A 13,170-nucleotide genomic window follows, 5' to 3' on the forward strand; every position below is an offset into this window, starting at 1 on the left:
GCGCTCCTTGGCTTTAACATAGGGTCGAGCAGCCATTTTCCCCGCCGGGCGTACGGAATTGCAAGGGTAAATCGTATCGAAATCTTGGCGCTGGCCGGTATCGCTTTGAGAATTTCTTGTACGCTAAACACACGGCATCCATCGAAACGTTTTATCGTCTGTGCCGAATCCAGGTTTTTCGGCGCATGCTCGGCAGCCAGAATGGTCAAAATAACCACAAATTATTTAATGAAAAAATCATGCAAAGTTTTGCTTAGCCGCGCATAATTAGTATTTCCTAAAATACTTTTGGAGACTGACATGGCTAGACTCCAGCACTTTGCGTTCCTGATGTTAATTGTTGTTTTCACATCAATTTATCTTCCAGCCAACGCCGATGCCCATTCCAAGCAAACACCCAGCATCAGCGCTTTATCTCCCAACTCCGGCGCCCCAGGGCAAACCTTAACCATAACCGGCGAGAATTTAGGCAACAAGCCCGGCAAGATTTTGTTGGGTGGTAAGCGCTTGAACAAATCCGCCGTCGGTTCGTGGAATAACCAGCAAGTGACCTTGACCCTACCCCAGGGCAGCGGCAGCATATCGGTACGTTTGGTGACCCGCGCCAAGAAAAAAAGCAACGCCCTCGAATTTCAGTATCAAACCGGTAATAACTCGGGCGGCGGCGACACTACCACCGATTTGACGTTTTTCCGCAATTTCAAACTGCTGGCGAGCAACGACTTAGGGATGCATTGCGTCGACAAAGACTTTACGGTGTTTTCGATTTTACCGCCCTTCAATGTCGTCAACGCGCAGGTCGTCGCGCAGGATGCGGCCGGAAAGCCGCATGTGTTGAATAGTTCCGCCTTGCAGTTGCGTTATGCGCCGGTTGCCGATAGCCAAGGCTCGATCAATAGCAGCTCTTTGCATAAAACCAATTTTTGGGATCAAGCCGCAAATAGCGATAAATCCAATGCCGAACTGTTATACGGTGCGGCATTGGCCGAAGGGCAAGGCTTGTTGGGCTTATACATGCCAAACGATACTCAGGACGACAGCTTGCGTTCCCTGAATTGGAACAGTTCGCTGAATTTATTTTCCGCTACCGGCATACCGATTTTGCCGACCGACGATAACGGCAACAACAATCCTTACCCGATGCTGCGGATTAGCGCATACGACAAAAACAATCCAAACGTCGAACTGGCCTTTACCGACATAGTCGTACCGGTTTCCGACGAAACCACCTGCAGCAACTGCCACGCCACCGGCAAGAAAGCCGCGCAGGGGCAAAATTGGTCGAACGCGGCCGATGTGGAAGTGCAGACCCGCAGCAATATCTTGCGCTTGCACGACAATCGCCACCGTACCGCCTTGCAGGCCAACCAACCCGTGTTGTGCGCCAGTTGCCATTATTCCCCCGCGTTGGATTTGGCCGGCAACGGCCGTCCGACCGGCAATCAAGTCGGCCACAAATGGATGTCCGAAGTCATGCATGCGTATCACGCCGGCAACAAAATCAGCCAAGTGGACGGCAAAACCATTTACGACCAACCGGCGCCGGTCGCGGGTTTAGACCCCGCGTTAAACGGCGTGCCGGCCCCGGATCAGCAAGCCTGTTATCAATGCCATCCGGGCACGGAAACCAAATGTTTACGCGGGGCAATGACCGATACGGTGACTTGCCAAAACTGTCACGGCGGTATGCAAGCCGTGGGTGCCGTCAACAATTTAAAGACATACGGTACTATCGACAAACGCACTACCGACTTGAAACGCAAGGCCTGGTCGGACGAGCCGCGTTGTCAATCCTGTCACACCGGCGATGCGGTCAAACATCTGATACCCGCCTCGGCAAAGCCGGCGATCAATGCCGATCTGGCTACCGACGGCATACGCTTGCTGCACGCATACGACCGCAACGATCCGGCCGCCTCGCCGCTATTGGCCGGCAATAAACGCTTCGCCGAGAACGACGGCAAGTTGTTCCGCTTTAGCAAAGGCCATAGCGGCATTGCTTGCGAAGGCTGCCACGGCAGCACCCACGCGATTTGGCCGGGCGACGCGGCACATCCCAATGACGACATTACGGCTACCGACTTACAAGGCCACGTCGGTACGATCAGCGAATGCTCGACTTGCCACAAACCCGGCAGTTTGGCGCCGACGTTGGCCGGACCGCATGGCATGCACAACGTCGGCGATAGCCGTTGGGCATTGGACGAAGACCGCGGTCATCCGGCTTTTTACGAACGCCAACCCGGCGAATGTAAAGCCTGCCACGGCCAAACCCTGCGCGGTACGGTATTGTCTCGCGCCGCTGCCGACAGAACCTGGAACACCGAATGGGGAACCAAGACGGTCAAACGCGGCGAACCGGTCGGCTGCTACACCTGTCATAACGGGCCGGACGACGACTAAGTCGGGCGCATTCAAAACGGCGGGCGCTCAGGCGTCCGCCGGCTTTATCGGCAGCCCTGATCCAACGCTTCGAAAAACGAGTTAAAAAACCTTCCCCCCCTCTTTCACATTCGCACAACACGATCCATAGCTACCGGCGTTATAAACAGCCTTTCAAGCCAATATTTGCCATTGATGCCCGACACTCTTTCTGTTGGCCCAAGAATCTAAGCAATGCCAACTAGGATTAAAATGTCGTTGTACTTGTTTCTGATGCTGGAAATCGCCTCATTTGTACTGATCCATGAATTGCTTGGCCGCACCGCAAAAACCATGAAATTTGTTTTCGGCCTCTTGCTTGATATCGTTCCATTCGGTTTTGTTGATTTGATTTAACGTATGCAAGTATTCGGTTAATTCCGTCTTTTGCGCTTCCAGTTTATGCAATTGCTGATCGAATTCTGTCCTGGCGTCGGCCGCCAAATGCTTAGCCTTGGCTTTCAACAAATCGGCCTGGGCAATCCATTCTGCCAACTGCGCTTCGATTAGTTGGCGAAAATGCTTAGCTTGCTCGCTCATGAAGGTTCTCCAGTGATATGGATGTAAATTTGACCGCATTTGCTAGCAACGTTCGGCCGGCAGTCCGGCACAATGGCTGCACCGAAACGACAAACCGTTAGGTGTCAGCTGCAAGCACTGGAACGAGTACTAGCATAATGAGAACATTGATCTGCGTCGAAGCGATTACGCGCCACACGCATCTCCAGTCGTGCATCTCGAATTGGCTTGACCATCTCGGCTATCCGCAATGGCATGGTCGGCAACCTGCTTTTGATCGGTCGGCGGATTGTTGCTGCAGCCGTACACGAGAGTTTGGAAAGGGCTTTTTCCTATGTCAAGAAAATCAAGGCTTTTCGTTGTGGCTGTAAATTGTTGCGGAACGAATCCGGATGACCGAAGCTCGCATTTAGCGCAAATCGCAACTTTCGGACAGATCGCGGCGCCGACTAAAGGTTAACGACAACTCTCGACCGCAGTCTAGCGCGTGTCGGCCTGCCGGGCCAAAAACCGATCCAATTGATTGGCAAAGTTTTGCACATCGCGCGCACTGAGCGCCGCCGGCCCGCCGGTATCGACGCCGCTGGCGCGCAAGCCATCCATGAAATCCCTCATTGCCAAACGTTCGCCGATATTCTCGCGGCTGTAGGCTTCGCCGCGGGTATCGATGACATGACCGCCCTTGGCGATGGCCTGCGCTGCCAACGGAATGTCGCCGGTGATCAGCAAATCGCCTGCCGCTATGCGCCGGACGATCTCATTGTCGGCCACATCGAAACCACGGCCGACCTGCAACATGCGGATATAGCGCGAAGGCGGTATCGGTAGCGATTGGTTGGCGACCAAGGTCGTCATAACCCGGCAGCGTTCCGCCGCCCGAAACAGAATATCCTTGACCGCCTTGGGGCAGGCGTCGGCATCGACCCAGATTTGCATGGTGAGTGTGGGTTTCATTGATCGTGGTTTATTATTTGTCGCTATCGCGACGGTTAATCTACGTCGATTCACGGATCGACAGCCGAATTTCTTTCGATTGCGTCGCCAGCGGATTCGCCCGAAGCAGCGAGGTACAAGCACATGCCGAGCGAGCTAAGTCGCATGGGATGGCCAGTCTTTGGATACATTCTTTTTTGGCCGAGCACAATTTCGCCCGGCGCGGATTTGCGCGTCCACTAGGCTGGCTTACAGGGCGAAAACCTGCGATGGCTTGTAGCGAAAGAATCGTAGTTGCCGGTTCACGAACCGGCGTAAGCGCGCCTTAGTGCAAGCCTAAAAAACCAAGGCGTTCGAAATAAAACATACGGCTGGTTATGCCTCGCTACGGGTGTTGACGAAGCCGAGACGGCTGTCGGCTTATCGCCTATTTGCCGTGGCCTGTTCAACGATATGTTTTGAGGCTTCTTCCAGCAAAATCAGCGTCGAGGTTTCCTCGCCGCCAAAATTTCTAAAAGTCTCATATTTGGTTCCCGGTGCGATTTCCAAGCCGGTGAAGCGCTCCGCTCCGTCGTAATCGACCAACAGCTTGCCGTTTTTCGTGTATTTGGCGTTATAAACCAACGATCCCCTGCCAGCGCCAAAACCTATAGTCAAGCGCAATGCAGCGTTACCGGGATCGAATTCCGAAATCGCTACATCCAGGTGGGTAGCATTCTCGTCGGCGACAACATTAAATCCCTCGGTTAAAAGCGAAGCCTGAATATAACGCGTAAGTTTATCGACAATCTCAGAATGTGCGCCCGTGACATTGAGCTTAATATCCTTGCCATAACTTGAAACATTTTCCGGCGATGCCGTTTTTAGTTGGTGAGTTGAACAGGCCGCTAAAATCAACACAGATAAAATCAAAGACGATAGTTTCACATCTACCTCAGTTTTCGTTAAACAAGCTTGGAATCCAACGCGATGCCTAATTTGCATTACGAAGCAAACCGTTTTCACATCCGCACGATAAAACCGGCGTTAAAACAGGCAACGCGCGAGCCAAACCATTACAGCAACTCTATACCAATTTGTACATGCGTCCGATTACGCATATGCGAATAGCTACTGTGCCGGCTACCGGATCGCTCCTGAATTATCGACAACCGCTTGTCTCAGTAGCGTCGCTATCGCGGCGGATGCTTTTTGAATGCCGGTTCCCGCACCGACAAGCGGGATACTTTTCTTTACTTGTCCTCGGCAATTGCTCCTGCATTGCTCTACCTCCTGCATCCATGCAGTCGAAAGAAAAGTACCCAAAAGAAACGACACCCGGCATTCCGCCTAGCTCACTCGGCTCATCCCAGAGCCTCGCCCTTCGGATGCTACGCATGCAAATCGGCTGTCCTGCCGATTTGTCCTGCGCTTCTCGATTTTGCCGAGGGTTTTCCGAAGGGGCTTCCCAGCCCCTGCGTAAAACGCGATGCATCCATGCATCGCCCCTTCGGGCTAATCTCGTCAAAATCCGCGATGCTCGGGGCGGAATAACGGGACCAACCCCGAACCGGTCTCGCAGGTAATCAGCGGCTTACCGGGCAGCAGAATAATGCTCATTGGTTTGCTTCCCGCCAGCCGGCGTTAAATCGGGCTTCACGATATCTAAACAACTAATACAGTTTCTGGTTCCCAAACTCCAGTTTGGGAACTTTATCTTGAAAGCTCCAGCTTTCGTTAATTTAATCGAGAAGCAACAGCTTCCAAGATCAGGTAACCAAGCCGGAGCTTGGTTACCAGTCAAAAATGGCCGCAACGCGGCCGCACCTTTTCGCGCGAAGCGCATATCAAATCCCCTTATGCCGCGCCGAGCACCGGAGGGTTTGGGCGGATCAGCCCGACAGGGGCGCGGCAGGGATGCCGCGCGTTTTCGGAGGGCTAGGACAGCCCTTCCGAAAACCCCGCACAAACCCGGAGGAGCGCAGGATTCAAGCGGCATGGGGTGTCGTTTCTTTTGGATACTTTTCTTTGGACAAGCAAAGAAAAGTATCGCGGTTGCCGGTCCGCGAACCGGCGTTAAATTAGGCTTCGCAGTAGCGAATCATTATTGATTCAAACTTGTAATCCCGCGTGGGCACAAAAACCGTGCCCACCCTACCCGGCTTTAAAATTAAAACACGCGTCCGATTACGTGACCGATGCGCTTCACTTTGTTCAGCACATCCTACGGCCCTTTCTTTTGGCCAAACAAAAGAAAGTATCGCGGTTGCCGGTCCGCGAACCGGCGTTAAATCAGGCTTCGCGATAGCGAAACAATATTCATACAAGTTTTAAATTCCGCGTGGGCACAGAAACCGTGCCCACCTTACGCGGCTATTTAGTAGGATTCACTTCTTCGGCATTTATCGAAAACGGCAATGGCTCAGGAACTCGCTCAATAACAACACCGGTAACACCGACTACACCTGCAGGTGATACATCAGAGCCATCAGGTGAGTGGCCAATATTCATAGCAGTAAAAGTCAATTGAGCTCCCAATATCCAGTTACCTTCATTAATTCCTTGATCCTTCAAGAGAAGTAATAATAGTTCCTTGTTTGTGTACGCTATTTGTTTTACTTCAGCCATTATTGTGTCCCTCCGCTATACCCTGAGGGTAGTGTTAAGTAAGGTGTTTTGTCATATTTAGTAATAACCACGTTCCCTGAACTCGGAATAGTTATCCATGATGCGACAGTGGTAACCGCAGTGTTGATCGCATGATGAATTATTTGACCAACCGAAACAGTTGCTGCAGAGACAACTTTAGATATGCCATCCGTTTCTCCGACATAAGTTGCAATAGCAGTAACTAAATATTGGTTAACACTCACATCTTCTTGTTCTGCAAATTTTGATACTTTTGCATGCAAGGATTTTGGCAATCTCAGCGTAACACGACCGCTAAACTCATCTGATGGTACTGGATAAGGTTTCGGTAACTCAGCCTGTGTTTCATCAGCTATTTTTTTCAGAGTTTTAATGGCATCAATAACTAACGACCTAGCTTCTTCAAAGGTTTCTTCGAATGAGCTAATGTTTGGAAATTCGGATACTCTGCCAACATATAAAATTTCACCATAATGTTCTTCCTTACGAATTGAAATAGTGTATGCTTCTGGATCGAATTTCATTTTAAATGCTCCTTGATAACATCTTTATAATTATTAACAAATTTATATAATTTGTTTACGTATACGCGTTTAACATGTGTTCCTGGATTATGTCCACAGTTGTAATCGGGATATTCAAGTAATTTAATGGCTGAATGCTTTGCAATTTTATGACCGCCACTTTCACAATCTTCAATGTCAAAACCAAGTTTTTTTAACAATCCGGTAAAGTCTTTGCACGAAGTGTTTGCGCCACTGGCCATGTCTTCCAGCTCTCTAAGCAATTTATCAAATTTTTTCATGGATGACATCACCAGTAGTGTCTAGTATAACGTTTCTGAAGCATTTGGTAGATAAAAAACGTCACATATCTTGCTTACAGGCTCAACATCACCCACACTTCGACTCCCCACAATTCAAACAAGTCATACACCCATCCATCAACACCATCGCCTTAGTCGAACATTTATTACAAAGCACCGCCTTTTCCGGAAACGCCTGCCCCTCGCTGGAACCGTGCAAAGCCTCGAACTCGCGGCGCTTTTCGTCCAACAACTGCTGATGATGATCGCTGAGTTTCTCCGGCTTGATCATGCCGATATGCTTTAGGTGCGACTCGATCGCGGAACCGATTTCGGCGACCAAGGACGGCATGAACACGCCGCCTTTTTTGAAATAGCCGCCGCGCGGGTCGAACACCGCTTTCAGCTCTTCCACCAAAAAGGTGGCGTCGCCGCCCTTGCGGAATACCGCCGAGATCACCCGGGTCAAGGCCAGTACCCATTGGAAATGCTCCATGTTCTTGGAGTTGATGAAGATTTCGTAGGGCCGGCGCTCTTCGTGGGCGGTGTCCTGGTTGAGGATGATGTCGTTGATCGTGATGTACAAGGCGTGCTCGGACTGCGGCGTCTTGATTTTGTAAGTGGAGCCGACCAGCACTTCCGGCCGCTCGACGTTTTCGTGCATCGACTCCAGCGACGGCTTTTCCGCTTCCGGTTGGGCGGTTTCGGCGCTGTCCTTGCTCAGCACTTTGTAGCCGACGATTTTTTTGCTGATTTTGTGTAGGGTCATGTTACTTGCCTATTAAATTTGTCTGTTGAATTCGTTTGTTACCGAACTTGACTAAACAAGTTGCCAAACAGATAATGCCGCCAAGGATTGAGGATACTCGGTCGACCAAAAGCCTCGGTGGTTACATCGGGGCTTTTTGTTTTTCAGGGGTAGCATTTCAGTCCGTAACCATGCCTGTCGCCCCGAACGTTGGTATAAAATTTTTCGTTGACGATTTCGAATGCCCTGTTGACTTGCTCCGGCCTCAAATAGTGCAACCCAATCGGGCGTGCGACCAAATCGGCCAATTGCAATCCGGCGGAATTGCTTTTCTTGTCGGCAAATACCAATTGGAACGGTAATGGCTTATGCAGGTAGTTATCTCCGGCGCAAATGCGCCGAAACTCCAGCTCCAATTCGTCGTCTTCCACTTTGCCGCGTTGTTCCACGACGATGTGGGTCACAAAAGTTTGTCGCAAACAATAAAAAATCCGTTCCAAACCGAAGCGCAAGCCGATATGGTAAGGATTCTCCGTAGCCTGATGTTTTTGCCGGTAACGTTGTTTATCGATTACGGAACTGATTAAGGTAAACGGCGATTGCTGAATGATTAACGTCAATTCGTTTAAAAAATCGGATTTGAGCTGCCGACTTTTCAAGAAAGCAAAACTGCCGCGATCGCGACGAATATCGGTTTCATGCAAAACCACCTGATCATGGCCGAAATGCTTGAGTTTGAAGGCTTGAATCAACGGCACAACGGTACTCACGTAATCGATTTTCTTGAAAATACAAAATACCAGCACGAATATCGGATAACTCGGGTCGATACTATTCAAACCGTGGTCACCGCTTTCATCGACATAAACGATGTAATCGGAAAATGGACCGTTCATGCGATTGCTTCGCTCGATCAAAACTTCCCGTAATACCCTTCCTTCAACGCGTCGAACAAGTTGGCGGCGGTGTGGATTTCGCCGTCGTATTCCACTTCCTCGTTGCCTTTGAATTCGACCACGTGGCCGTCTTCCAGCGTGAACTGGTAGGTGGTGTTTTCCAAATCCGATTCCTTGACCAACACGCCCTGGAACACTTCCGGGTTGAAGCGGAAAGTGGTGCAGCCTTTCAGGCCTTGTTCGTAGGCGTATTCGTAGATCGACTTGAAGTCTTCGTAGGGGTAATCGGTCGGCACGTTGGCGGTTTTGGAGATCGACGAATCGATCCAGCGCTGGGCGGCGGCCTGGATGTCCACGTGTTGCTTGGGGCTGATGTCGTCGGCGGCGATGAAGTAATCCGGCAATTGCTGTTTCGGATCGTCGCTGTAAGGCATTGCGTCGGCGTTGACCAGATGGCGGTAGGCCAGCAGCTCGAACGAGAACACGTCGATTTTTTCCTTGGATTTTTTACCTTCGCGGATCACGTTGCGCGAGTAATGGTGAGCGAAGCTGGGTTCGATGCCGTTGCTGGCGTTGTTGGCCAAGGACAGCGAGATGGTGCCGGTCGGCGCGATCGAGCTGTGGTGAGTAAAGCGGCAGCCGGTTTCGGCCAGTTGCGCGACCAGCTCCGGCTCGGCTTGCGCCAGTTTTTGCATGTAGCGGCTGTATTTGGCGTGCAGCACGCGGCCGGGGACCTGGTCGCCGAGTTTGTAGCCGTCGGCTGTCATTTCCGGACGCTTGTGCAGCATCTCGCCGGTGACTTCGAACAATTGCTCCATGATAGGCGCCGGGCCTTTTTCCTTCGCTAGTTCCAGGCCGGTTTTCCAGCCTTCCACGGCCATGACCTTGGTGACTTCCTCGGTAAAGTCCAGCGATTCGGCGTTACCGTATTTCAGGCCCAGCATGGTGATGGTCGAACCCAGGCCCAGATAACCCATGCCGTGGCGGCGCTTGCCGGTGATTTCGTCGCGCTGTTTTTGCAGCGGCAAACCGTTGATTTCGACCACGTTGTCCAGCATGCGGGTGAAGATGCGCACGGTCTTGCGGTAATTGTCCCAGTTGAAGCGGGCCTGCTCGCTGAACGGCTGTTCGACGAAGCGGGTCAGGTTGATCGAGCCCAGCAGGCAGGAGCCGTAGGGCGGCAGCGGCTGCTCGCCGCAGGGGTTGGTGGCGCGGATGTGTTCGCAGAACCAGTTGTTGTTCATCTCGTTGACCTTGTCGATCAGGATAAAGCCGGGTTCGGCGTAATCGTAGGTGGAGGACATGATGATGTCCCACAAACGGCGGGCCGGCATCACCTTGCTGATCCGGCAGGCCACCAGGCCGGCGTCGTTGACCACATAGCCTTTTTTGTTGGGCAGATCGCGCCAGATTACTTTCGCCGCGTCGTCCAGATCGATCTGGTCGGCCGTTAGTTCGCGCTCGGTAATCGGGAACGACAGCGGCCACGGGCCGTTGTTTTTCACCGCTTCGACGAATTCGCTGGTAATCAACAGCGACAGGTTGAATTGGCGCAAGCGGCCGTCTTCGCGTTTGGCGCGGATGAAATCGACCACGTCCGGGTGGGCCACGTCGAAGGTGGCCATTTGCGCGCCGCGGCGGCCGCCGGCCGACGACACGGTAAAACACATCTTGTCGTAGATGTCCATGAACGACAGCGGCCCGGAGGTGTAGGCGCCGGCGCCGGACACATAGGCGTCGCGCGGCCGCAAGGTCGAGAATTCGTAGCCGATGCCGCAACCGGCTTTCAGGGTCAGGCCGGCTTCGTGGACTTTATGCAGAATGTCGTCCATCGAGTCTTCGATGATGCCGGACACGGTGCAGTTGATGGTGGAGGTGGCCGGTTTATGCTCCAGCGCGCCGGCGTTGGAGACGATGCGGCCGGCCGGAATCGCGCCCTGGCGCAAGGCCCACAGGAATTCCTTGTAATGCTGTTCGCGCAAGGCCTTGGTTTTTTCGACGTCGGCCAACGCGCGGGCGACCCGTTTGTAAGTGTCGTCGATGCTGGCGTCGATGGCCTTGCCGTCCTTGGTCTTCAAACGATATTTGCTGTCCCAGATGTCCAGGGAGGCGCTTTGCAGCGGAATTTCAACGTTAGCCGGCGATACGACTTGTAGTTTGGCAGTCATGCGTAGGTCCCTTGTTAGCTGGAGGTGATGAATGATGTATTACCCGAAAATTCCGCTTAGTCTGTTGTGCCGACATAACCGGCAACTGAGCATAGGATTTAGCTTTTCACTGTATATAGTGTTTTTTAGGAATGTTAGCACAAGATATTGTGCCTGATAGGGCTTTTTTTAGCTGTGGCAGCGGGGAAATTATTTATGGGTTTTAGTTCAGATACTTAGCGCAAAATGGTTAAGTCATGAAAAAATTCTTGACTTAGCGTTATGAAAAGCTAACGTTTATTACCATTCCTGCCAAACAGTCCGAAAATAATGATGGCCGCAACCACCATGCCGGAATAGACCATGTTTTGGCGCGATGCCCCGAATAGATAGGCAATGCCGGCCCCCAGTCCCATGCCCAGTCCGCTAAACGCCATACTGCGCATTAGGCGGCAAAGCGTGCAGTCTTCCGGATAATGTTTCATTTTCATATGGTTCAAAGGACGCTAGGGCAATGAGTGAACCCAGGTTATATCGGTTACCGGTCTGACTATGATCAAACCGGCAAATGCCGGAAGGGCTATAAATTCAGCATGCCGTTTTTTGCGCGTAATTGCTGCCACTGTACTCGCACGATATGTTTGATCAACAATTCCTGGTCTTCTTCGCGGATATGGGTGAAATCGACGCTGATTTGGTAATGTTCGGGCTCCAAACTGGGGTTTTCTCCCAAACGGCAATCCACCACTTGACCGTATATTTGGATTAAGGCGAGAGTGGTGGGCAAATAAATCTCGATGGCCAGATTTTGGCCGATGTCCATGGCTTGGTTATGATGAAAGGCTATTCCCGAGGCACTTAGATTGACGTCTTGGCAATTTTGCGCATTGACATTGCTGCCAACGAACATAATCGCCTGAGCGACTGCGTTGATTTTTGCATCCAACACTTTGTACAGTTCCACGCAATCCTTGTTATCGCCGGCTATGCGCTGCATGATCAGCAGGGCTTCTTGCGAAAGCACATCCATGGTCGCCGCCAAGGAATGATTGGGCGAAAAATGCCCCGCGGCTTGCAAGCCTTTATCCGCTGTCGCTTGATCGATCAAGCGGTAGGCTAAACTGACATTGTCGTCGATGCGAAAAAAACGCCGCCTCTCGGTTTGAGTATTCTGCATGGCAAGTTCCTAAAATTTAGAGTTTCGGGTCCGTAACACTGTCGGATTGAATAATTTCCGGCCCGCCGCCGTTGTCGCTATCGATCTCGTTACGGGCAATGACGATTTCCACCCGGCGGTTGATCGCGCGATTTTGCGGGGAATCGTTAGCCACTAAAGGCTGGGTGTCCGCATAGCCTTCCACCAAAAAGCGTTTAGGATTTATGCCTTTTTTGTCCAGCAAATATTGAGCGACCGTGACCGCCCGCGACGAGGATAGCTCCCAGTTGGAGCGGTACATGATGGTTTTGATCGGCACGTCGTCGCTATGGCCGGCAACGATGATTTTGCCTTGCGATTGCGCCACCGAATCGGCAATTTTATCCATGACCGGTTCGAAACCGGGTTGCAGCACCGCGCTGGCCGAGGCAAACGAGCCTTTTTCGTTAATTCTGATGACGATTTTGAAACCTTTGGTTTCTACCGTCACCATGCCGCGCTCGATTTCCTCTTTCAAGCGCTCTTTGATTTTTTCAGCCTCTTCCTTGATTTCTTCCAGCTTGGCTTCGATGATTTTTTGCTTAGCCAGCTCCATGGCCTCCGGCGACTCGTCCATTTTTTCCGATTGCTGTTGAGTCGATTGTTTGATTTCCTCCAGCGGCGTCGGCGTCACTTGTCCCGGGGTGAAATGTTGCTCGATGATACTGGTTCCCATCGGAATGTCGTCGACCGGTATTACCCGTTGCACCCCGAATGCCTGCTTCAACGAGTCGGCCACGTGCTTGAATTTCTGCACGTCCATGCTGGCCATGGACAGCAGCAATACGAAAAAACACATCAGTAACGACATCAAGTCGGCAAAAGTCGCCAACCACATCGGCGCTCCTACCGGAGGACATTTAGGGCAATCGGACATG

Annotated in this window: 13 protein-coding genes; 1 reads left to right on the forward strand and 12 read right to left on the reverse strand. The window is 51.7% G+C overall.

All coding sequences use genetic code 11. The annotated features are described in order from the left end of the window. The first annotated feature begins 300 nt into the window (after nucleotides 1-300). The gene (locus F1E05_RS10775) at nucleotides 301-2,403 is read left to right on the forward strand and encodes an IPT/TIG domain-containing protein (RefSeq protein WP_150048324.1); all 2,103 of its coding nucleotides are present in this window, start codon (nucleotides 301-303) and stop codon (nucleotides 2,401-2,403) included. A gap of 267 nt (nucleotides 2,404-2,670) precedes the next feature. Here F1E05_RS10775 and F1E05_RS10780 read toward each other — a convergent pair whose 3' ends face one another. The 12 genes from F1E05_RS10780 to F1E05_RS10845 form a co-directional block, all read right to left on the reverse strand. Further along, a complete protein-coding gene (locus F1E05_RS10780) occupies nucleotides 2,671-2,961 on the reverse strand; it encodes a sll1863 family stress response protein (protein WP_150048326.1) in 291 nt (96 codons plus the stop codon). Between the two features lie 459 nt (nucleotides 2,962-3,420). Beyond that, on the reverse strand, nucleotides 3,421-3,894 hold the full coding sequence (locus F1E05_RS10785) for a YaiI/YqxD family protein (protein WP_269473480.1): 474 nt from the start codon (nucleotides 3,892-3,894) through the stop codon (nucleotides 3,421-3,423). Nucleotides 3,895-4,293: 399 nt separating this feature from the next. Then, nucleotides 4,294-4,800, reverse strand: coding sequence for a DUF4410 domain-containing protein (locus F1E05_RS10790; protein WP_190303109.1), 507 nt, complete (start codon nucleotides 4,798-4,800; stop codon nucleotides 4,294-4,296). 1,425 nt (nucleotides 4,801-6,225) lie between these two features. Then, nucleotides 6,226-6,480 carry a hypothetical protein gene (locus tag F1E05_RS10805; RefSeq protein WP_150048332.1) on the reverse strand — a complete coding sequence of 85 codons (255 nt, stop codon included), beginning with the start codon at nucleotides 6,478-6,480 and terminating at the stop codon, nucleotides 6,226-6,228. Then, nucleotides 6,480-7,025 carry a toxin-antitoxin system HicB family antitoxin gene (locus F1E05_RS10810; protein ID WP_150048334.1) on the reverse strand — a complete coding sequence of 182 codons (546 nt, stop codon included), beginning with the start codon at nucleotides 7,023-7,025 and terminating at the stop codon, nucleotides 6,480-6,482. The genes F1E05_RS10805 and F1E05_RS10810 overlap by 1 nt, the downstream gene beginning before the upstream one ends. Next, nucleotides 7,022-7,306: a hypothetical protein gene (locus F1E05_RS10815; RefSeq protein ID WP_150048336.1), complete on the reverse strand. Its 285-nt coding sequence runs from the start codon at nucleotides 7,304-7,306 to the stop codon at nucleotides 7,022-7,024. The genes F1E05_RS10810 and F1E05_RS10815 overlap by 4 nt, the downstream gene beginning before the upstream one ends. A gap of 88 nt (nucleotides 7,307-7,394) precedes the next feature. Beyond that, nucleotides 7,395-8,075: a TSCPD domain-containing protein gene (locus tag F1E05_RS10820; protein ID WP_150048338.1), complete on the reverse strand. Its 681-nt coding sequence runs from the start codon at nucleotides 8,073-8,075 to the stop codon at nucleotides 7,395-7,397. A gap of 143 nt (nucleotides 8,076-8,218) precedes the next feature. Then, nucleotides 8,219-8,950, reverse strand: coding sequence for a DUF3800 domain-containing protein (locus tag F1E05_RS10825; RefSeq protein WP_150048340.1), 732 nt, complete (start codon nucleotides 8,948-8,950; stop codon nucleotides 8,219-8,221). Between the two features lie 17 nt (nucleotides 8,951-8,967). Beyond that, on the reverse strand, nucleotides 8,968-11,118 hold the full coding sequence (locus tag F1E05_RS10830) for an adenosylcobalamin-dependent ribonucleoside-diphosphate reductase (RefSeq protein WP_150048342.1): 2,151 nt from the start codon (nucleotides 11,116-11,118) through the stop codon (nucleotides 8,968-8,970). A 269-nt stretch (nucleotides 11,119-11,387) separates the two neighbouring features. Beyond that, nucleotides 11,388-11,582: a hypothetical protein gene (locus tag F1E05_RS10835; protein ID WP_150051936.1), complete on the reverse strand. Its 195-nt coding sequence runs from the start codon at nucleotides 11,580-11,582 to the stop codon at nucleotides 11,388-11,390. Nucleotides 11,583-11,677: 95 nt separating this feature from the next. Further along, nucleotides 11,678-12,274, reverse strand: a complete 597-nt coding sequence (locus tag F1E05_RS10840; RefSeq protein WP_150048344.1) for a PilZ domain-containing protein — start codon at nucleotides 12,272-12,274, stop codon at nucleotides 11,678-11,680. Between the two features lie 16 nt (nucleotides 12,275-12,290). Further along, nucleotides 12,291-13,169, reverse strand: coding sequence for a flagellar motor protein MotB (locus F1E05_RS10845; RefSeq protein ID WP_150048346.1), 879 nt, complete (start codon nucleotides 13,167-13,169; stop codon nucleotides 12,291-12,293). Between the last annotated feature and the right edge of the window lies 1 nt (nucleotide 13,170).

Origin of the sequence: Methylomonas rhizoryzae (genome assembly GCF_008632455.1) — a bacterium.
GTDB lineage: Bacteria > Pseudomonadota > Gammaproteobacteria > Methylococcales > Methylomonadaceae > Methylomonas > Methylomonas rhizoryzae.